The sequence below is a fragment of the Bradyrhizobium sp. 134 genome (assembly GCF_023074155.1).
Classification (GTDB): Bacteria; Pseudomonadota; Alphaproteobacteria; order Rhizobiales; family Xanthobacteraceae; genus Bradyrhizobium.
In genome coordinates, this window is sequence record NZ_JADPKX010000045.1 from 113,375 (window position 1) to 134,266 (window position 20,892).

At 63.5% G+C, this 20,892-nt stretch carries 17 protein-coding genes and 1 pseudogene; 8 read left to right on the top strand and 10 right to left on the bottom strand.

Translation table 11 applies throughout. From position 1 onward, the window contains the following. A partial coding sequence (locus IVA75_RS15435) for a M10 family metallopeptidase C-terminal domain-containing protein (protein WP_247359382.1) occupies positions 1–1,903 on the bottom strand: 1,903 nt, incomplete at its 3' end. A 199-nt stretch (positions 1,904–2,102) separates the two neighbouring features. On the opposite strand from IVA75_RS15435, the gene IVA75_RS15440 reads away from it, so the two are divergent. Both IVA75_RS15440 and IVA75_RS15445 read left to right on the top strand, forming a co-directional pair. Further along, entirely contained in the window at positions 2,103–2,417 is a 315-nt protein-coding gene (locus IVA75_RS15440) for a hypothetical protein (protein ID WP_247290327.1), read from the top strand. Between the two features lie 134 nt (positions 2,418–2,551). Beyond that, positions 2,552–3,745 (top strand): CoA transferase, encoded by a 1,194-nt coding sequence (locus tag IVA75_RS15445; protein ID WP_027566732.1) that lies wholly within the window; start codon positions 2,552–2,554, stop codon positions 3,743–3,745. An 88-nt stretch (positions 3,746–3,833) separates the two neighbouring features. Here IVA75_RS15445 and IVA75_RS15450 read toward each other — a convergent pair whose 3' ends face one another. From IVA75_RS15450 to IVA75_RS15470, 5 genes are all read right to left on the bottom strand, one after another. Continuing rightward, positions 3,834–5,351, bottom strand: a complete 1,518-nt coding sequence (locus IVA75_RS15450) for a tripartite tricarboxylate transporter permease (protein ID WP_247290329.1) — start codon at positions 5,349–5,351, stop codon at positions 3,834–3,836. A gap of 12 nt (positions 5,352–5,363) precedes the next feature. Further along, complete coding sequence (locus IVA75_RS15455) at positions 5,364–5,906, bottom strand: tripartite tricarboxylate transporter TctB family protein (RefSeq protein WP_247290331.1); 543 nt, start codon at positions 5,904–5,906, stop codon at positions 5,364–5,366. Positions 5,907–6,083: 177 nt separating this feature from the next. Beyond that, the gene (locus IVA75_RS15460) at positions 6,084–7,058 is read right to left on the bottom strand and encodes a tripartite tricarboxylate transporter substrate-binding protein (RefSeq protein WP_247290334.1); all 975 of its coding nucleotides are present in this window, start codon (positions 7,056–7,058) and stop codon (positions 6,084–6,086) included. Positions 7,059–7,203: 145 nt separating this feature from the next. Beyond that, positions 7,204–8,001, bottom strand: a complete 798-nt coding sequence (locus IVA75_RS15465) for an enoyl-CoA hydratase/isomerase family protein (protein ID WP_204511855.1) — start codon at positions 7,999–8,001, stop codon at positions 7,204–7,206. Positions 8,002–8,045: 44 nt separating this feature from the next. After that, positions 8,046–9,245: an aminotransferase class V-fold PLP-dependent enzyme gene (locus IVA75_RS15470; protein ID WP_247290336.1), complete on the bottom strand. Its 1,200-nt coding sequence runs from the start codon at positions 9,243–9,245 to the stop codon at positions 8,046–8,048. A 230-nt stretch (positions 9,246–9,475) separates the two neighbouring features. Between IVA75_RS15470 and IVA75_RS15475 the strand changes: the two genes are divergently transcribed. Both IVA75_RS15475 and IVA75_RS15480 read left to right on the top strand, forming a co-directional pair. Then, positions 9,476–12,487 (top strand): FAD-binding and (Fe-S)-binding domain-containing protein, encoded by a 3,012-nt coding sequence (locus tag IVA75_RS15475; RefSeq protein ID WP_247290338.1) that lies wholly within the window; start codon positions 9,476–9,478, stop codon positions 12,485–12,487. Further along, complete coding sequence (locus IVA75_RS15480) at positions 12,480–12,908, top strand: heme-binding protein (protein ID WP_247290341.1); 429 nt, start codon at positions 12,480–12,482, stop codon at positions 12,906–12,908. The genes IVA75_RS15475 and IVA75_RS15480 overlap by 8 nt, the downstream gene beginning before the upstream one ends. A gap of 65 nt (positions 12,909–12,973) precedes the next feature. On the opposite strand, the gene IVA75_RS15485 is transcribed toward IVA75_RS15480, so the two are convergent. From IVA75_RS15485 to IVA75_RS15495, 3 genes are all read right to left on the bottom strand, one after another. Continuing rightward, positions 12,974–14,377, bottom strand: a complete 1,404-nt coding sequence (locus IVA75_RS15485; RefSeq protein ID WP_247290344.1) for a hypothetical protein — start codon at positions 14,375–14,377, stop codon at positions 12,974–12,976. Positions 14,378–14,565: 188 nt separating this feature from the next. Continuing rightward, the gene (locus IVA75_RS15490; RefSeq protein ID WP_247290346.1) at positions 14,566–15,177 is read right to left on the bottom strand and encodes a DUF3102 domain-containing protein; all 612 of its coding nucleotides are present in this window, start codon (positions 15,175–15,177) and stop codon (positions 14,566–14,568) included. Positions 15,178–15,505: 328 nt separating this feature from the next. Next, on the bottom strand, positions 15,506–15,928 hold the full coding sequence (locus IVA75_RS15495) for a tripartite tricarboxylate transporter permease (RefSeq protein ID WP_247290347.1): 423 nt from the start codon (positions 15,926–15,928) through the stop codon (positions 15,506–15,508). Positions 15,929–16,090: 162 nt separating this feature from the next. Here IVA75_RS15495 and IVA75_RS15500 point away from each other — a divergent pair. The 4 genes and pseudogenes from IVA75_RS15500 to IVA75_RS15515 all read left to right on the top strand — a co-directional run. Beyond that, positions 16,091–16,257, top strand: a pseudogene (locus tag IVA75_RS15500) (heme-binding protein); the annotation flags it as partial. Positions 16,258–16,699: 442 nt separating this feature from the next. Beyond that, positions 16,700–16,873 carry a hypothetical protein gene (locus IVA75_RS15505; protein ID WP_247290349.1) on the top strand — a complete coding sequence of 58 codons (174 nt, stop codon included), beginning with the start codon at positions 16,700–16,702 and terminating at the stop codon, positions 16,871–16,873. Positions 16,874–16,984: 111 nt separating this feature from the next. Beyond that, the gene (locus tag IVA75_RS15510; RefSeq protein WP_247290351.1) at positions 16,985–17,947 is read left to right on the top strand and encodes a hypothetical protein; all 963 of its coding nucleotides are present in this window, start codon (positions 16,985–16,987) and stop codon (positions 17,945–17,947) included. Between the two features lie 165 nt (positions 17,948–18,112). After that, positions 18,113–19,669, top strand: a complete 1,557-nt coding sequence (locus tag IVA75_RS15515; protein WP_247290353.1) for an AAA family ATPase — start codon at positions 18,113–18,115, stop codon at positions 19,667–19,669. A gap of 398 nt (positions 19,670–20,067) precedes the next feature. Here IVA75_RS15515 and IVA75_RS15520 read toward each other — a convergent pair whose 3' ends face one another. Beyond that, complete coding sequence (locus tag IVA75_RS15520) at positions 20,068–20,850, bottom strand: enoyl-CoA hydratase/isomerase family protein (protein WP_247290355.1); 783 nt, start codon at positions 20,848–20,850, stop codon at positions 20,068–20,070. Between the last annotated feature and the right edge of the window lie 42 nt (positions 20,851–20,892).

Sequence of the window (20,892 nt, forward strand, 5' to 3'; positions counted from 1 at the left end):
CCAGCGAGATCGTCTGGTGATCGAAATAGCCCGTCGCCCCGTTCGCCGACAGCCCTGGCGAGGCCACAGTCGTCAGTAACGTGTCTCCAGTCGTGATCGTTGCGTCGGTCGATAGATAGAGGCCCGAGATCGACGCGGCGGCGGCAGCCTTGCCAAAATTCACCACCCAGAAGTCGATGTTAGTGCTTCCGCCCGCCGCTATCGTCGTGCTGCTCACGCTGTCGAACGACGCGGTCAAATCGGGCTTTGCCGGCGCAGTCACCGTGATCTGCGTAACATTGTGATTGTTGTTGGCCTCATTGCTTTCCGAAATTGCATTATTGTAGTCCGCGATTCCGCCGATGTAATAGGTGCCGGGCGCCAGATTGGCTGGCAGCTCCAGCGAGATCGTCTGGTGATCGAAATAGCCCGTCGCCCCGTTCGCCGACAGCCCTGGCGAGGCCACAGTCGTCAGTAGTGTATCTCCAGTCGTGATCGTTGCGTCGGTCGATAGATAGAGGCCCGAGATCGACGCGGCGGCGGCAGCCTTGCCAAAATTCACCACCCAGAAGTCGATGTTAGTGCTTCCGCCCGCCGCTATCGTCGTGCTGCTCACGCTGTCGTACGACGCGGTCAAATCTGGCAGAGGGGGCTGTACAACAACAGTGCTGTCGATAATGCCATCGGCAAATTTGAAATTCTCTACCGCCGTGACGGTGTCGGTGCCATCGGGGGAGCCGCTACGCTGATCGGCGATGGTCCACGTCGCTGAACTCACATTGTAGGTGACGAGGTAATCCGCCCTGTTGCCTGAATAGACGACAGTGTCCGTGCCGGGACCGCCGTCGATAGTGTCGTTGCCGCCACCGCCAGTGATGGTATCGTTGCCCGCGCCGCCCTTCAGCACATTGGCGATGGCGTTGCCGATGATGATGTCATTGCCGGAACCGCCGGTGGCGTTGTCAATCAGCGAGCGCGTATCGCCGTTGTAGAGATAGGCGTTGTAGACGTTACCGGACGCGTAATGGCCGTTGCCGAGATACGCCAGCTGCGTGGTGGAAAACACCGACGAGGCGCCGGGATTGAGATTGATGGTCAGGTTCGTCGTGTAGTTCGACAGGTCGTAGGTATCGACGCCGCCACCATCCCAGATCGTCTCGTAGATGCGATTGGCCGAGCCACCGGCACCGCCATTGTCGGCCGGCTGGCCAGCGCCGTTGATGAACTCCTGCCCGGTGGTGGAGCTCCATGAATAGACGGTGGTCCCGCTCTGGGTCGTGTAGTCCGCGCCGTACATCGTCTGCAGCGCGAGGATATCGTTGGCCATATAGGTCTGCGAATATCCATAGGCCTCGTTGGTGTAGCCGCTCGTGGTCGAAGCACCGACATAGCTGCGATAGCTCATGACGGTGTATTCGCTGTCGTCGTGCGCGCTCGGCACCGCGACATTGGCGGGGCCGCCTGCCTCCTGACTGTGCTTCAAGCCAAGGGCGTGCCCGAGTTCGTGCAACGCAGTCGCAAAATAATAATTGCCGAGCGCAGCCAGCGAATAGTTGTAGGCGGTTCCGAACCAGATGTCGCCGCCGGACGCATAGTTGCCGGGGTAATAGGCATAGGAGGTCGGACTGGCGGCCGGCGACTGCGCGACCATGATGTCGGCGCCGTTCGTCCCGGCGTACTGGATGTTGGCGTTGGTGTAGCCGAGGATCAGTCCGATCGCGTAATTGATCGCCGCCTGCATCTGACTCGGCGCCGAGGCAAAACCCGAGGTCGTCGGCTCACTGCTGCCGCCGCTGTAGGGACTGGCGTAGTCGCTTGCAGCGTCCGGAAAGCTGTAGGTAATCGTGCCGGTCCATTTGTAGCCCGACAGCAGGCCGTCGATCTCGGCGTTGTTGGTGGCACTGACGTTGACGGCGGTAGCCAAGGGAATCTCCGAAGCAGCAAACCCCGTTCGATTCGGGGCGCGACAGGTGATTCTAGCTTGAGAGTTGAACGTTTGGTTTAATTTTGGCGAACCGGTCCAGACTCCTTCCGTAAGGCCGTGTTAGCCATCAAATCCCGTATTCATACGGGCCAGGGCAAGGACGTCGGTTCCGGCTAGCTGCCGTGTTGCGAGTGAAATCATGAAACCACGTTCCCTCTCGGCCGGTCTGTTCGGCGCCCTGGTGGCGCTCGCAGGGCCGGGCCAACTGCCCTTCGGAGGACTGCCTGACATGGTCGGAAAAGCCAACGCGGATGAGAGCGGCAAACAAGGCGGCACAGCGGGGCGCGCGCCCTCCGTTCCAATGGCCCGCGACCCCTCGGCTGCGGTCGCGGAGGAGTACGAATCCGCCCGTCGCACGGGAACGCGGGCGGCGTTCGAGCTGTTCATTGCGCGCCACGGCGATGACCCGCTGGCCGCGCAGGCGCGCACTGAGCTGAAGCGGCTGGCGCGCTGATCCTTCGCGGGCGCCCCTCAGGCATTGCATTTCGACAGGTGGCATCCGCGCGGCCCTGACCTGCCGCGTGACGTCTTGCTGCATGGTCTTTCGGCACTATGGTAGGCCCGCAATCTGTCCCGGAGCCCATCAAGATGCCCTTTCCGCATGCCTCGGAAGCCCTGTCACGCTTCACCGTGCTCGATCTGACCCGCGTCCGGTCCGGGCCCACCTGCGTGCGGCAGCTCGCGGATTGGGGCGCGAACGTGATCAAGATCGACGCGCTCACCGAGGATGCCGGCGGCGAACAGCCGGGCGGGCCGCGGCGGGGCTCCGACTTCCAGAACTTGCATCGCAACAAGCGGGCGATGACGCTGAACCTGAAGGACGAGCGCGGGCTCGCCGTGTTCAAGCGCCTCGCTGCCAAGGCCGACGTTGTGGTGGAGAATTTCCGGCCCGACGTGAAGAAGAAGCTCGGCATCGACTATGAGGGCCTCGCCAGGATCAACCCCCGCCTCGTCTACGGCAGCATCTCCGGCTTCGGCCAGGACGGGCCCTACCACAAGCGGCCGGGCTTCGATCAGATCGCGCAAGGCATGGGCGGACTGATGTCGATCACCGGCGCGCCGGGCGAAGGCCCGATGCGGGTCGGCATTCCGGTCGCCGACCTCACCGCCGGTCTGTTCTGTGCCATGGGCATCCTCACCGCACTGCTGGAGCGCGAGGTTTCGGGTAAGGGCCAGTGGGTGCAGACCTCGCTGCTGCAGGCCCAGATCTTCATGCTCGACTTCCAGGCCGCACGCTGGCTGATGGAAAAGGAAGTGGCCAAGCAGGCCGGCAACAACCACCCGACCAGCATTCCGACCGGCGTGTTCAAGACCTCGGACGGCTACATCAACATCGCCACCACGGGCGGCCGGATCTGGGAGCGCTGCGCGCAGGCGATCGGCGCTCCGGAACTCTACAGCCATCCCGACTATCTGACCGCGCCCGCCCGCTCCAAGAACCGCGACGCGCTCAATGCCGAGATCGAGAAGCGTACCTTGACGAAGTCCACCGAGACGTGGGTCCGTGAACTCAACGAGGCCGGCGTGCCCTGCGGGCCGATCTACGCTATCGACCAGATGTTCGAAGACGAGCAGGTCAGGCATCTCGGCATCGCGCAGGAGGTGCCGAATGAAGAGGGTCGCGAGATCCGCCTGGTCGGCCAGCCGGTGACGCTGTCGCGCACGCCGAGCAGGATGGTGGCGCGGCCGCCGGAATTCGGCGAGCAGACCGACGAAGTGCTGACGGAGTTCGGCTTCGGCACGGACGAGATTGCCAAGCTCAGGGACGCCAAAGTGGTGTGAGTCCACTCAACAACCAGCAACACTCACGCTGCGGCCTGTCAGCATGATAATACCTTCGCTGGGAACCTGGGGCGATAGATTCGCCCGCCTAGTTCGGCGTCTGCTTCGCCCGCCGCGCCGAGCCCATGCAGCCCCGCAAGGCGTCGATCACAGGCCAAAACAGCAGCACGATCGCCAAGGTCGTGATTGAGCCGACCAGGCCGTTCGACCAGAACACCTTGAGGTCGCCGCCGGCACCGATCATCGACAGACGGAAGGCATCCTCAGCGCGGTTGCCGAGCACGAGCGCCAGCGTGAACGGCGCGAGCGGAATGCCGATCTTCTTGAAGACGTAGCCGACGACGCCGAAGCCGAGCATCAGCCAGATATCGAACATCGCGTTCTGGATCGCATAGGCGCCGATCGCGCATGACACCACGATCATCGGCGCCACCGCGGCGAACGGCACGCGCAGGATCGAGGCGAAGATCGGCACCGTCGTCAGCACCAGCACGAGGCCAACGACATTGCCGAGATACATCGAGGCGATCAGGCCCCAGACGAAGTCCTTGTGCTCGACGAACAGCAGCGGTCCCGGATTGAGCCCCCACACCATCAACCCGCCGAGCAGGATCGCGGCGGTGCCGGAGCCGGGAATGCCGAGCGCCAGCATCGGCAGCAGCGCCGCGGTGCCGGAGGCATGCGCCGCCGTCTCGGGCGCGAACACGCCCTCGATGCGGCCCTTGCCGAAGCTCTCGGGATCCTTGGAGAAACGCTTGGCGAGATTGTAGCCCATGAAAGAGGCCGCGATCGCGCCGCCCGGGGTAATGCCGAGCCAGCAGCCGATGAAGGAGGAGCGCAGCAGCGTCACCCAGTATTTCGGCAGGCCTTTCCACACACTCAGCACGACGCGCAGCGAAATGCTCGCCGCGTGTCCGCGCAGCGCAAGGCGCTCCTCCATCGTCAACAGGATCTCGCTGATGCCGAACAGGCCGATGACGGCGACGAGGAAGTTGATGCCACGGAGCAGCTCGGACGAGCCGAAGGTCATGCGCAGATTGCCAGACACCGTGTCCATGCCGATGCCGGCGAGCAACAGCCCCAGCGACATCGAGATGACAGTCTTGTGCTTGGCCTCGCGCCCGAGACCGACGAAGGAGCAGAAGGTCAGGAGATACACCGCGAAGAACTCGGGAGGACCGAACTTCAGCGCAAAGGACGAGATCATCGGGGCGAGGAAGGTGATCAGGAGCACCGCGACCAGCGAGCCGATGAAGGAGGACGTGAACGCCGCCGTCAGCGCTTCCGCCGCCCTGCCCTGCTGCGCCATCGGATAGCCGTCGAAAGTGGTCGCGACCGACCATGCCTCGCCCGGGATGTTGAACAGGATCGAGGTGATCGCGCCGCCGAACAGCGCGCCCCAATAGATGCAGGACAGCATCACGATCGCCGAGGTCGGATCCATCGTGAAGGTGAGCGGCAGCAGGATCGCGACGCCGTTGGGTCCGCCGAGCCCGGGCAAGACGCCGACGAAGATGCCGAGCACCAGCCCGACCATCATCAGCGCGAGCGTCTTCCACGTCAGCAGGACCGCAAAGCCGTGAAGCAAGAGACCGAAAGCTTCCATCGCGGGCCCGCCTTAGTGGCCGAAGGCCGCTTCGAGCGGCCCTTTCGGCATGATGACGTCGAAGGCGATGTCGAAGGTCACGAACATGACCGCCGTGAATACAGCAGCGGTGAGCAGCGACTTCCACAGCGCGATCTTGCCGACCAGACGCATGAAGCTGGCGATCAGGAGGAAACTCGCGACATAGAGGCCGAGAAACTGCGTCGTCACGCAGAACAGCAGCGTCGGCCCGAACACCGCCATCACGCGGCGGGCTTGCGCGCGCGTGACGAAGGTCTCAGCTGCCGCGCGGTGCGCGACCAGCGCCACGATCAGGCCGTAGAGGCTGGCACCACCGAGAACGACGGAGAGATAGAAGGGAAAATAGCCGGGCTCCGGCCCGGTCGAATCCCAGGAGGCGCCGGTGCGCCAATTGTCGTAGCCGAGCGTGGCGGCCAACGCGAGCAACAGCAGACAGACGAATATCTCGATCGTGCCGGAGGAGACGACGGAAGGCGAGTCGTCTTCGGGCGCGGTCGGATCGTCGACGACGATTTCAAGATCGGTTTGGGGCATGAGCTGACAACAACCGCTGCGGCTGATCCACTCTCCCCGCTTGCGGAGAGAGGGTTAGGGTGAGGGGAAGTCACGGCGGGGACGGTGAGAGTTGGACTCGCGAAGAGTCCCCCCTCACCCGGATTGCATCTTCGATGCAATCCGACCTCTCCCCGCAAGCGGGGCGAGGTGAAGCAATCACTTCGCGACGAATCCGGCTTCCGTCATCAGCGACTTGTTGACTGCATCGTCCTCCTCGAGGAATTGTACCATGTCCTTGCCGGTGAGGAAGATCGGCTTCAGCGCCTGCTTTTCCATGTAGTCCTTGTATTCGGACGTCTGCGTCACCTTGTGGAACAGCTCGACGTAGAACGCCTGCTGTTCCGCCGTGACCTTGCCGGGCAGGAACGTCGCGCGCAGCATCAGATACTGCACATCGACGCCCTCCTCCTTGCAGGTGGGGATGTCGGCCCAGGACTGCGTGTCCGTCACCTTGCTGGTGTAGGAGATTCGTTCCTTGTCGAACACGCAGAGCGGACGCACCTGGCCCGCGCGCCAGACCTCGAGATTTTCGGATGGATTGTTGACGTTGGATTCGGTGTGGTTGCCGACGAGCTGGGTCGCGGCCTCGCCGCCGGACTTGTAGGGCAGATAGGAGAATTTCGCGCCGGTCTTCTGCTCGAGAAACACGGTCAACACGTGATCCTCGCGCTTTGAGCCGGTGCCGCCCATCTTGAACGGCGCGCTCGCCGCCTTCGCGGCTGCCACGAACTCCTTCACCGTCTTGGGACCCGCGCTGTTGTCCCACAGCACAAACTGGTCGAGCGCGATCACCGAAACCGGGGTCAGCTCACGCCAGTTGAACGGGATCTTTGCCGACAGCGGCAGCATGTAGATCAGCGAATAGGCGATCAGCACCTTGTTGGGGTCGCCCTCGCTGGATTTCATGTACATCAGCGCTTCAGCGCCGGAAGCCCCGCCCTTTAGCGAGACCACGATCGGCTGCTTCATCAGATTGTTCTTCTGGATGGCGGCCTGCATCATCCGCGCCATCTGGTCGGAGGCGCCGCCCGCGCCCGCCGCGACCACGATCTCGACCGGTTTGGTCGGCTCCCATCCCGCAAAGGCCGGCGTGCTCAACGATAGCGCTGCTGCGACGCCAACAGCTTGCATTAGAATTCGCACGAGTTTCGTCCCCTGGATTATTGGCTTTGTTTGCCAGGAATTTATCGACACATTGTGCGGACTATTGCGAGCGAGTTCAAGCAGGCGAGGATGCCGCTACCTATGACTTTCGGACGAAGCCAGCCTAGCTGCGCTACTTGCCCTTCCAGTTCGGCGTGCGCTTGTTGAGGAAGGCGTCCATTCCCTCGCGGAAATCTTCGCTCATATAGGCTTTGAGGATCAGATCCTCGCCCTCTTCGCGCGACAGCGTGCGGCGGATGCGGCGGACTGCCTCCTTGGTCGCTTCAAGCGTCAGCGGGGCGTGGCTCGCCACGAGCCTGGCGGTCTCGTCGGCGCGGCGCTGCAGCGTCTCGACATCAGGGACGATCTCGTTGAGAAGGCCGAGCGCCAGTGCTTCCGGCGCTTCGACGAGGCGTGCCTTGAAGATCAGATCCTTGGTGCGGGCGGGGCCGACCAGCGAGACGACGCGGCTGATGTTCGACATCGACAGGCAGTTGCCGAGCGTGCGCGCGATCGGAAACCCGATGCGCGTCGTTTCAGTCCCGATGCGCAGGTCGCAGCAAGCCGCAATTCCGGCGCCGCCGCCGGTGCATGCCCCCGCGATCGCCGCAATCACGGGCACGCGGCACTGCTCGAGCGTACCGAGCACGCGGTCGATGCGGGCCTCATAGTCGAGCGCATCCTGCGCGGTTTTGAACGCACGGAATTGAGAAATGTCGGTGCCGGAGGCAAACGCCTTGTCGCCGGTGCCGGTCAGGATCAGCGCCTTGATCGAGCGGTCGGCGTTAATCTCCTGGCAGATCTCCGCCATGCGCTCGTACATGGCGAAGGTCAATGCGTTGCGCGCCTGCGGGCGGTTGAAGGTGATCCGCGCGATGCCGTCCGTGACGGAGTAGAGCAGGTCTTCGTTGGCGGTCGTCGGTGCGTTCATCGCGCGCTCTCTTTTCTCTAGGTTAGTTCAGGCAACCTGGGCCTTCAGGCCACCTGAGCTTTGGTCATCGGCACCGCGTCGCGTCCCTTCAGGACGTCCATGGCCGCCAACACGCCGCCGCTCCGGTGCGGGATCTTTGCAAGATCGAGGCCCATCTCGACGCCGGCGAGCGTCCCCATCAGCATCAGGTCGTTGAAATGGCCGATATGGCCGATGCGGAACACCTTGCCCTTGACCTTGTTCAGGCCAGTGCCGAGCGACATGTCGAAGTTTTCCAGCACCACCTTGCGGAAGGCATCGGCGTCATGGCCATCAGGCACGCGCACGCCTGTCAGCGCCGGCGAATGCGCGGCAGGATCGGCGCACTGCGTCTCCAGGCCCCAGACCTTGATCGCGGCGCGCGTCGCCGCGCTATGGCGCTTGTGGCGGGTCCAGACGTTCTCGAGCCCCTCCTCTTCCAGCATCTTGATCGCCTCGCGCAGGCCGTAGAGCAAATTGGTGGCGGGCGTATAGGGGAAGGTGCCGAGCTTGTTGAAGGAGATGACCTCCTGCCAGTCCCAATAGGAGCGCATGCCGGGGTTGGCCTTGGCCACCGCGAGCGCTTTCTCCGAGACGGCGTTGAAGCCGAGGCCCGGTGGCAGCATCAGGCCCTTCTGCGAGCCGGCGACCGAGACGTCGATGCCCCAGGCATCGTGCTCGTACTCGATCGAGCCGAGGCCGGAGATGGTGTCGACCATCAGCAGCGCGGGATGCTTGACCCGGTCGAGCAGCTTGCGCACCTCCAGCGGCGGCGTCACGCAGCCGGTCGAGGTCTCGTTGTGGACGACGCAGACCGCCTTGATGGTGTGCTGCTTGTCGGCGGCAAGGCGCTTCTCGATCTCGGCGAGATCGGCGCCATGGCGCCAGTCACTCGGGATGAAATCGACGTCGAGCTTGAACTTGTCGGCGATGCCGCGCCACAGCACGGCGAACTGGCCGGTCTCGCACATCAGGACCTTGTCACCGGGCGCGAGCACGTTGACCATCGCGGCTTCCCAGGCGCCGGTGCCGGACGAGGGGAAGATGATCACGGGCTGCTTGGTGCGGAACACCCGCTGCATGCCGGCGAGGACGGCGAAACCGAGCTCGGCGAACTCCGGACCGCGATGATCCAGCGTCGGCATGTCCATCGCCCGCAGCACCCGGTCGGGCACGTTGGTCGGTCCTGGAATCTGGAGAAAATGCCTTCCAGTATGCACGGTCATCGGCGTCCTTCCCGGTCTTTGAATCTGTCTTTTGCGTCTGTCTTGGCCTTGAGCCCAGCTTGACTTCCAGCCTTTTGGTCTCAAGGGGCTGCGCGAGCCGCTCGAATATCACTATTCGCCGGGCTTGTCCCTCGCCGGGCGGGGTCCGTCAATGCACAAGAAGCAGGGCTCGCCTTGCCAAGGGCCGTGACCGGAGGCAAGACGGGGCGGCGAACAGGCAAGAGCGGACCATGGCGGCGGAAGTGCCCGGGAAATCACAGGAATCGGCCAAAAAGGACGGCCTCGCGGCACGTCTGGCCCGGGACGTGACCGGCGACGTCCTGTTCGACGCTTTCAGCCGCGGCCGCTACGCCACCGACGCTTCCTTCTACCAGATCATGCCCCATGGCGTGGTGGTGCCGCGCACCATGGACGAGGCCTTGCGGGCGCTGGCGATCGCGCGCGACGAGGGACTGAAGGTGACCCCGCGCGGCGGCGGCACCTCGCAATGCGGCCAGACCGTCAATGACGGTCTCGTGGTCGATCTCTCGAAGCACCTGAACCGGATCCTGTCGCTCGACGTCGAAGGACGCACCTGCGTGGTCGAGCCGGGCATCGTGCTCGACGACCTCAACCGCCAGCTGAAGAAACACGGCCTCTGGTTTCCGGTCGACGTCTCTACGGCCTCGCGCGCCACAATCGGCGGCATGGCCGGCAACAATTCCTGCGGCGGCCGTAGCCTGCGCTACGGCACCATGCGCGACAACACACTGTCGATGGAGGCCGCGCTTGCCGACGGCACGCTGAGCCGCTTCGGCGAGGTCTCGCGCGATCTCTCCGATCTCGATGCGAACGACAGCGCCCGCGCCCTGTTCCGCGACATGCTCGATCTCGGCGCCCGCGAGGCCGGGGAGATCGCCGCACGCTTTCCAAAAGTGCAGCGCCGTGTCGGCGGCTACAATCTCGATGCGCTGGTGCCGCGCAATGCCCGCAACAACATGGCGCACCTTCTCGTCGGCTCCGAGGGGACCCTCGCCTTCACCACCAAGGTCGAGCTGAAGCTGTGGCCTGTGATCCGCAACAAGGCGCTCGGCATCTGCCATTTCGGCAGTTTTTACGAGGCGATGGACGCGGCCCAGCATCTGGTCAAGCTCAAGCCGATCGCGGTCGAGCTGGTCGACCGCACCATGCTCGCACTCGGCCGCGACATCGCGATGTTCCGACCCATCATCTCCACTGCGATCAAGGGTGATCCGGATGCGGTACTCGTGGTCGAGTTCGCCGAGGAGGATCAGGCGGACAACCTCGTGCGCTTGAAGCAGCTCGGCGAGCTGATGGGCGATCTCGGCTTCGGCTGGAACAACGACAAGCGCAAATGGGGCGGCGTGGTGGACATCACCGAGCCCGCGCTCCAGAGCGGGATCGCCGATTTCCGCGCCGCCGGCCTCAACGTCATGATGTCGATGAAGCAGGAGGGCAAGCCGGTCTCCTTCGTCGAGGACTGCGCCGTGCCGTTGCCGCATCTCGCCGACTACACCGCACGGCTGAGCGAGGTGTTCGCCAAGCACGGCACCAGCGGCACGATGTATGCTCACGCCTCCGAAGGCTGCCTGCATGTGCGGCCCGTGCTGAATTTGAAGCTGGACAAGGACGTCAAGGCGATGCGGGCCATCGCCGAGGAAGCCTTCGAACTGGTGCGCGAATACAAGGGCTCGCATTCCGGCGAGCACGGCGATGGCCTGGTGCGCTCCGAATTCCACGAAACGATGTTCGGCGAGCGCCTGGTCGCCGACTTCAGGGAAGTGAAGCAGCGCTTTGATCCCGAGGGCGTGCTCAACCCCGGCAAGATCGTCGACGCACCGAAGATGGACGATCGTTCGCTATTCCGCTTCAAGCCTGACTATCGCGTCGCAGAGATCAAGACAAAACTCGACTGGTCCGCTTATCCCGGGGCCGGCGGCGGTTTCCAGGGCGCGGTCGAGATGTGCAACAACAATGGCGCCTGCCGCAAGCTCGAGGGCGGCGTGATGTGTCCGTCCTACCGCGCGACGCGCAACGAGAAGGACGTGACGCGAGGCCGCGCCAACACATTGCGGCTTGCGATCTCCGGCCAGCTTGGCGCTGGCACGCTCTCCTCCGACGAGATGATGGAGACGTTAAAGCTTTGCGTGTCCTGCAAGGCCTGCCGCCACGAATGCCCTGTTGGCATCGACATGGCCAAGATGAAGATCGAGGTGCTCGCCGCGCGCGCGGCCTCGCATGGCCTGACCTTGCGCGACCGGCTGGTCGGCTACCTCCCGCGCTATGCCGGCCTCGCGTCGAGCTTCGCGCCGCTGGCGAATTTGCGCAACCGCAGCCCGCTGCTGCGGAAACTGTTCGAGCGCTTTGCCGGCATCAGCGCCCGCCGCGCGCTGCCCGCCTTCCGCAGCGACGTGTTCGTGCCGCCGGCCGAAGCGGTCGGGCCGGAGACCGGCCGCGAGGTCGTGCTGTTCGCCGACACCTTCAACCGCATCTATGAACGCGAAAATCTCGAGGCCGCGCTGCGCGTGCTCGCGGCCGGCGGCTATCGCGTGCATCTGCCGAAACCCGCAAGCGGCAGCCGTCCGCTGTGCTGCGGCCGCACCTTCCTGTCCGCCGGTCTCGTCGACGAAGCCAAAGTTGAACTCGATCGTCTTGTCGCCGCCTTCGCGCCCTTTGCCGCGCGCGGCGTCCCGATCGTCGGGCTCGAGCCAAGCTGCCTTTTGACCCTGCGCGACGAGCTCGCCTCGCTGCGCAAGGACGACGACGCCAAGGCCGTCGGCGCCCACGCGCTGACCTTTGAGGAATTCCTGGTGGGCGAGGCCGAGGCGGGCCGGCTGCAACTGCCGCTCGGCACCGTCGCCGACAAAGCCCTTGTGCACGGCCATTGCCATCAAAAATCCTTCGGCGCGTTCAAAACGGTCGAGCAGGTGCTGCGCCTCGTCCCCGGCCTGAAGGTCGAGACCATCGAGTCGAGCTGCTGCGGCATGGCGGGCGCGTTCGGCTATGGCGCGGACACCTACGATGCCTCGATCGAGATGGCCGAGCTGTCGTTGCTACCCGCCGTGCGGCGCGCGGACCAGAATACGCTCGTCATTGCCGACGGCACCTCCTGCCGACACCAGATCCACGACGGCGCCCAGCGCGAGGCGCTTCACGTCGCCCGCGTGCTGGCGATGAGCCTCGATCGTGCGCAGACCCAATCCACAACCCCTCCCCTTGCAAAGGAAACCAGTCATGGCTGACCTTACCCTCGACACCGCCCGCAAGATCCTCGACGCCGCCTTCGCGAAATCCACGGAGCTGAAGCTGAAGCCGCTCGTCGTCACCATCCTCGACGCCCGCGGGGTGCTCAAGATCGCCGCGGCGCAGGACGGCACCAGCCTGATGCGCGCTGAGATCGCCCACGGCAAAGCCTATGGCGCGCTCGCGCTCGGCATGGGTTCACGCGCCCTGTTCCAGCGCGCGCAGGAGCAGGCCTATTTCATCGACGCCGTGAACACGATTGCGAAGGGCGCGCTGGTCCCGGTTCCCGGCGGCGTGCTGATCATGGACGGCACGACCTTGCTCGGCGCCGTCGGCATTTCTGGCGATACCTCCGACAATGATGAAGCCTGTGCGGTGGCAGGCATCCAGGCCGCGGGGCTGAAGGCCAACGCGGGATAGCTGTTCTCCAAATCGAAGCACCGGCCTGTTTGAAGGTTCGAATGCCACGAGACCGGCAGCGTGAACTATCGCCTGCTCCTGGCTGCAGCCTGTTTCATCGACTTGATGGCCTGTCTCTCGTCGGCAAGTTGCAACCGGCTCCTGATGCGCGTAACCTGTTCGAGCAAGGGAGCCGGCACTTCCTCTATTTCGTTCTTGAGCCAGTAAGGACGCCGTTTCTGGTAATGCTTGGCTTTTTTGTCACTAGGAACATAGTTGGTTAACGCAGCAACCTCCTCGCGGTCGTAACGCGATGCCATGTTCGCGATAAACTGGTAACGCAAGCTCCAGAGCGTGTAAGGCAGAGCCATCCGTGGGAAGATCTCGTCGCAGATCGAACCCAGCAACTTCGCTACTTCTCTCTGCCAAATGGCGAATCGATTGAATGAGGTCCAGCTCCTGGATAGCTCGACCATACGCTCGACAGCTTGCTGTGCTTCGGAACTGAAGGTCGTGATATCCAACGACCGGTAGGCATGCTCTTCCTCGTCGCCTCGCAGGGCTACGACATGCAACCACATCTGCGAACCGTCTTTGTGAGCGATCCTCTCGATAAACGCCGTTTCCCATTCCATCGGTCGGAGGCCGGTGTGCATGCCGGCATTCAGCCAATTCCACAAAGCGAAGCGCACTTTGCTGGGCTTCAAATCAAGGGCCGCCTGCCTCAGCCGCAAGAAGTGCAAGCGGTCCATTCGCTTGGCGAAGCATCCGTCGGTCTCGCCGTCCAAAGGGGTCCGCGAACGCCCTTCATCCGCTCCGACCTGAAGATCTTCATTCAGCAACCCAATCGCTTCCTCGATATGGATCGAAGGGATGGTGCGAATGACAGCTACTGCCGCCTGACGATAGTTGCGCCATGTCCCCGCGGTCGATGTGGACTTCGATGCGAGGACCCAATTGGCGAAAATACGCGGGTCGACGTCTTCGGTTGGCGCACGAATATTTAGCTCATGTTTGTAGCGCGCCAGCAGTCCAATTCCGCGGCTCAGATATCCTGCGTAAGTATCGGGCTTCGCCTCACTCACTCGGCCCTCGCCGGCAAGAAGTCCGTCCTGATTTTCCTGAGCCTCTTCGCCTAGGTCGAGATTGCGCAAGCGCCATGAAGCGCGCCGCCGCAAATTTCGCTGCGTGATAGCAGTCACAACCATCTTCAGCTCTTCAGGATGGGGACCGCAAGGTTTGACGTGATCGCGAACGGATCGACACGCTGGCAAGGCGATGGCGGGATTGGATATGGAATCCATGGGTGTCGGAAATGGCTCCCAAGTAAATTCGCTTGCAGTAGCAAGCTGCTGCCCCGCGGGGGTGCCAACGGCATCATTCTCTGTCGGCTTGGGAAACTTCTGCAGATTGAGCGCTTGCCTCAGGGGCGCGACCGGTCGCGGGGGGAGCCGCAAGTCGCGATTTTTGGGAGTTTCCTGCTCGCTCATCTGACGCCAAGGGTTTCAACGGGCACGTAGAGTAGGCGCATTCGGATCGACACCCCCCGTTACTTCCCCCCTTTTGCAACAGTTGTAAGGTCAGGCGAAGGAAGTCTAGTTTCCCGGCAGTGTGTGTGTCGACGGCGCAATCGGCGTGTTGCGATTGTGCCGTCGAAGTCCAATTGAGCGACGCAGGGTTAGTGCGGGCTCTGCGAAGTCACTTCAGAGGTATCGGTGCTGCGCTGCTGTTGCAGGCCAGCCCGGAGACGCTCGCAGAACAGCGAGGTGATTGCTCTGGTCCCCTTGCCGACCAGGAGGATAACATTACGAACATCGTCCTCGTCGAGTGCGTCCAAAAGGCGCGCTGCGAGCTTATCGACATCCAGGACGGAGGAGGACGACTTTTCGGACTTAGTGGCCGCGATACGCGATTCGACATCGCTGTGACTCGGCGGCCGCCCCGCGCGCGCTTCCGTCATCACCTCTGCGATCACCTGCGGGGGCGTGTTCGTCTTTGCCAGCATGTAGCCCGTCCGTGCCGCGAACGCATGGGTCTGGGAGTGCGAGCGCGCGAAGCGCGCGAGCCGCATGCACAGCTGCGCTCTGCGGGGGTTCACCCGAGCTTCGGCCCGGCAGTATGTTCCGAACGTACCGTGGGGCAGTTTCGCCTTTGCAGAAATCAACCGCTCCCCAATATCGATGAGCAGCGGCGTCATGCGGTTTACGAGCTCGCGTACTTCCGCTGCGATCTTCCGCAGATCTGCGGCGTCGCTCGGCGAAATCGCCGAGTAGTCGAATGTGGTGCCCATGGCAACCTCTCGCTGAGCCTGCTGCAACGCGGAAAATCCGCGGGACGCTGCAAAAACAGGCAATTACGGGGGTACAACGCGCCTACGACACCACGACGAGAAGCGCTTGGCAGGCAGCTCTCGATTAGAGGCTGCCGAATAAAATCCCAACTTGCAAGGGTTAAATGCGTGAGCGAAATAACCATCGCCAGCCATCACCCGGAAGCCGTCAAAAGCGAAACCGTTTCGTATTTGGCCCGCCAACACAGCTCCGATCCGGAAGGGTCGCCACCGGAGCCGGTCATCGACAGGCGTATGGCGTCCTTGGTACGCTTACCGAGCACGAGCGCTAGCGTGAGCGGCGCCACGGAGTGCCGATCTTCTTGAAGACGTAGCCGACCACCCCGAAGCCGAGCATCAGCCAGATGTCGAACATCGCATTCTGGATGGCATAGGCGCGGATCGCGCAGGACACGATCATCGGCGCGACGGCAGCGAACGGCACGCCCATGATCGAGGCGAAGATCGGCACGTCGTGAGCACCAGCACGAGGCCGACGACATTGCCGAGATACATCGAGGCGATCAGGCCCCAGACGAAGTTCCTTGTGCTCGACGAACAGCAGCGGCCCCAGATTGAGCTCCCACACCATCAGCCCGCCGAGCAGGATCGCGGCGTGGTGGAGGCCAGGAATGCCGAGCGCCAGCATCGGCAGCAGCGCCGAGCTGCAGGAGGCATGTGCCGCCGTCTCCGGCGCGAACACGCCCTCCATGTGCGGCCCTTGCCGAAGCTCTCGGGGGGCTTGGCGAAACGCTTGGCCAGATTATAGCCCAAGGAGGATGTCGCGAGCGGGTGCCACCCATCTTGAACGGCGCGTTCGCCGCCTTTGCGGCCGCGATGAAGTCCTTCACCGTCTTCGGACTAGCGCTGTGCCGTGCCCGGCGGCGTGCTGATCATGGACGGCATCACGCTCCTCGACGCCGTTGGCGTCTCCGGCGACTCCTCCGACAATGACGAGGCGTGTGCGTTGCAGGCATCCAAGCCGCGGCCCTTGAGGCCAACGCGGAGTGGCGATGTCCCCTCGAGCGCTGCACACACTAAAAAACTTCACAGATAAAGTTTGCCGAGACGACGCTAGCTCCTCCCCCTGCCTCAAGGGAGTTTACCACTCCTGCCGGGTGGGCGACCGGCCGCTCGACTTGTCTGAGTCGTTGGGCCCATCGTGATTGCGATGGATGGCCGTTCAAAGCTTCGTTCGCGGTCTTCACTATTGCGAGCAAAGATATCTCGGACCAAGATCCCACTATCCCAAGGCCGGCCGGTAGCGGGATGTCGCCTCGTCGAGCGAGCTGCGCAGTTCGAGGACGAGGCAAATCGCCCGGGACGATTTCGGGAAAATCAACGAATTTTCACTTTGCGGTGGCGCACGGCCACATTTTGTTCTATATTTGTCCGGCTTGCGCGATGAAGCGCAGGGCGGCCGCCGCCGATGGATCAGATCGGACGGCGACCTAACCACAGCAGACTGTGAAGGAGTCTACCAATGGCTGTCAGCCAGTATATTGCCGATTCGTCGGCGAATTTCGCTTTTGATCTTCCTGTTCCCTCTCGGATGGCTGTCCCGTCGCGCCAAGCGCGCTGGGAGCTCATGGGCGCGTTGGGCCGTCCGGCGCGCACGGACGGCGGCCATTCGCTATCGTGGATCGCGATCCGCTAGCCTTCGTCCCATCGAGCTTTCCGAACGGCACAGCTTCTCGGCACTTGAGGTGTCAAGGGCTCATGCGGTTCGGATTTCAACGGACATTCCATCGAACAGGAGTTCTTCAACATGTCTTACTTCAAGGACAAGCCGCTCATCAGCACGCGCACCACGAGCCATGTGCACCGCCCGTATGGAGGTGTTGCAGACGTTCGCGAAATCATCGACCGCGCCGCCCATGTCAGGGTTCTGGTCTTCCCCATGAGCCTCGGTCCCAAGCTCGTCGCGAGCGAACTCGCCTGCCCGGCCTTTTATGCCATGACCGGCGACGCTCAGGACGGCAGCGTTCCGATCTATCTCGGCGAGACGAATTGCTTCAGCCGGCGGCTGGGCGAACACCTTGCCGATCCGCAGAAGGCGTGGGCCCGCCTGATGGTCGTGGTGCGCGGGACATCGAAGGAGGTGCGCTTCACGAAGGAGACCGCGGCCTACCTGCAGTTCTGGCTGACGCATGCGGCCGATCGCTGCGGCGTCATGAAGGTGGTCGCGGGCAGCCCGCCGCGGATGCCCGAGATCGATCCACTGGACCTGCCGCTGCATGAGCGGATGCTCGAAGACGCCAAACGCTTGCTGTTCGATGCCGGAGTGACCGCCTTCGAACCGCTGCCGGGCGGCGTGCCGCAGGTGGACGCGCCGGCGCTGTCGCCGGAGGCGACTGACGATGTGGAGAGCGGCCCGATGGAGATCGATGTGCACCTGGCGCCTGGCGGCGCGGAGTTCGAGTTGCGTTATGATGAGACGATCTGGGCGCGCGGCTATCCCGCCAACGACCGTTTCGTCGTGGCGGCCGGCTCGGATTTCCGCATCGCCACCAATCCGAGCGCGAGCCCGGTGACCCGGGCGCGTCGAGCCGCCTTGTTCGAGGCCGGCGTGCTGACGCCGATCCCGGGCGCCATCGATCGTATGCGCATCACCGTGGACATCGCCTTTCCCTCGATGGCGACCGCCGCCAAGGCCGTCTGCGGGGCGCATGTCGATAGCTCGAAGTGGCGGCCGGTCGATCCGACGCAGCGCCCGGTGATGCAGATCTAGACCGAAGCGCGACTGGACGCCGCAGAAGGTTTTCCGCGGCGTCCATGTTCGTCGTTTGCGTGGGCGCGGCCTTGTTCTCGTCCGCAATGGCAAGAGCGATCCGCGATTTTTCGCAGTAGGAACGCCTGCCGCCCTGTTTTGGCGCCGACGCGACCGAGCAATCTCATGATCGATGATCTGGATGACCAGCGGCCGAGCGACCTCGATGAAGATGTCATCGCGGGCGCCGCCGAGGATTCCGCATCCGGAGAGCAAGCCACTGCCAGCTTGCCGCGCGTGCTGCGCTACGCGGTCCTGGCCTCGCGCGCCGACCCTTCGGTCTACCAGCGCCTCGCCGCCGAAATCGAGACGGTCTGCCCCGACATCACTCTGACGGAGACATGGATCGACACGCCCGATGCCGGAAGCGGATGCGCGCTTGCCGTCGAGCTCGACCATCGGGCTGTCCGCGAAGATAAGTCCGAATGCCGGAGCCTTGCGGATTGCGTGCGGCTCATCTCGCTGGCGCTACCTCGCGACAGGGGGCTCGGCGAAGAGCACCGCCGTGTCGCCGGCGCGCTTGTTGCTGCCTTTCGCAAACTTCCGCAGTCCATCTCCCTCGAGCTCGCCGCAGAGGTGGAGGCCGTAGTTTATGGGTGGGCGGCACTGCCGGTCTGCGCGCACGATGTGGTGGGCGCCTTCCAGACGCCTGCAATCCAGGCAGCGGCGATGCTCGGCGCCCGCATGGCGCGGCGCAGGATCGATGAAGCCGAGGAGACGGCATTCGCCCGCTCGCGGGAGCGTCTGCGTAAAGCCGACGAGCGGGAGGCCATGCACAGCGACGCCAATACCGAAAGGCCGCTGCCGGACGTTCCCGAGGGGCATGTCGTCGTGGTGCGAACGGATCCGGTCACTATGACCGGCTATAAATCGAAGGAGATCATCACGCCCTTGAAAGGCCTGATCGATGTACCCTTGCCGCTGATCAAGACACCGGCGCTTGGGGAAGTGCGCCGCCAGTTGATGGCGGAATTCAGTTACGCGGCCGATGTCGTCGATTTCGTGCTATCCGATCTCGTCGGTCGCCCCACGATCGCTTTCGGCCCCCTGCTGATGGTGGGTCCGCCCGGGAGCGGGAAGACGCGTTTCGCGCAACGACTGCAGCAGCTGCTCGGTGTGGGCATGTGGCGGACGGATTCAAGTGGAGCCGATGGCGCCGCGTTCTCCGGGACCGACCGCAGATGGGCGACCGCGCAGCCGTGCCATCCCCTTCTGGCGATCGCCCGCGCTCGGCATGCCAACGTAATTATCCTGCTTGATGAGCTCGACAAGGCCGCGACGGGGCGAGACCATGGCCGTTTGTTTGACTGCCTTCTTGGCTTCCTCGAAATCGACTCGGCGCGGCAATATCCGGATCCCGCACTGCAGACCACCGTTGACTTGCGGCACGTTTGCTACGTTGCAACGGCGAATTTCATCGACAACCTGCCCTCTCCTTTGCTCGATCGCTTCCGCAAGATAGACTTTCCCAAGCCGACGGAGGCGGACCTTCCGGCTCTAATCCCCGTGGTGGTCTCCGATATCCTGCGCGACCAGGGGATGGACCGGCGCTGGATGCAGGGCCTGAGCCCGAGCGAAACCACCGCCATCGCGCACCATTGGCGCGGCGGATCGGTGCGACGGCTCCGCCGCCTCGTCGAGATCGTGTTGCGCCAGCGCGAAGGCAACGCAAGCCGCCATTGAACGATAGCGCCCGCTCGCCCGGTGCTACAAAAGACGTTGTCATCCAAAGTCCCGCCGCGGGATCGGCCTGCGTCTGAGGACGCTTTCCGCGGCCCCGCAATGAACTTCCGTCACCAAGATTCCAGCCGGAAACTCGCGCATCTTCGATGTCCCCGTTCTGCGCGATCTCAATGTTCGGCGGAATGTCCTTCTGCGGCACGACGATCTTCGCCGCGGCTTGCATCATATCGAGCTCCGGTCTGACCATCCACCCGAGCGGGCGAGTAGTAGGAACGCGGACACCGCATCCCTCAGCACGGCGATCATCTCTCCATCGTCTTCGGTACCCACGGCCGGTGCGCTGCCCTGCTTAATCTCGTTTAAACAACGGATGCTGCTTGCGTGGAATCCGCGAGCTCTCATCTCCCCATCCAGACCGGCTTGCGCTTCTCGCTGAACGCCTTCAGCCCCTCCTTGGCATCTTCGGTCATCGCCAGCAGTGCGATCTGGCTTTCGGTGTAGGCGATGCTCTCGTCGAAGGACATCGATGCAATCGCGCGCATGGCGTATTTGCCGCGGCGGATCGCGGTCGGGGATTTGTCGACGATCCGGCCGATCAGCCAGTCGATTTTGGCGTCGAGCTCGGCCGTGGGCACGACGTAGTTGAGCAGGCCCGCTGCCAATGCCGCCTTCGCATCGAACGGCTCGCCGGTCAGCGCCCATTCTTTGACGAGGCGTCGCGGTGCGATCTCCTGCATCAGGCTCAGCACCTGCATCGGAAACACGCCAACCTTCACCTCCGGCAGGCCGAAGATGACATGGTCAGCCGCGACCGCCATGTCGGTCATGCACAACAGGCCCATGCCGCCAGCCATGCAGACGCCGCCGACGCGCGCGATCGCGGGCTTGGTCGCGTTCTGCGACAGGCGCAAGAGATCAGCATAATCGACGTTCGGCATGGAATGATCCATTGCGAACGCCGCGCCGGAATTCTGCAAGTCGGCGCCGGCGCAAAACGCCTTGTCGCCCGCGCCGGTCAGCACCATGACGCGGACGTCCTTGTCCTCATGCGCGTCGCGATAGCCCTCCGCGATGCCGGCGATCACGTCGCCGTTCAGCGCATTGCGCTTCTCCGGCCGGTTGATGGTGATCCAGAACGCCTGCCCGCGCTTCTCGGTGATGACGGCTGTGGTGTCGGTCATGACGCTTGATCCTTGCTCCCGGTCTGCAGCATTTGCGGCAGC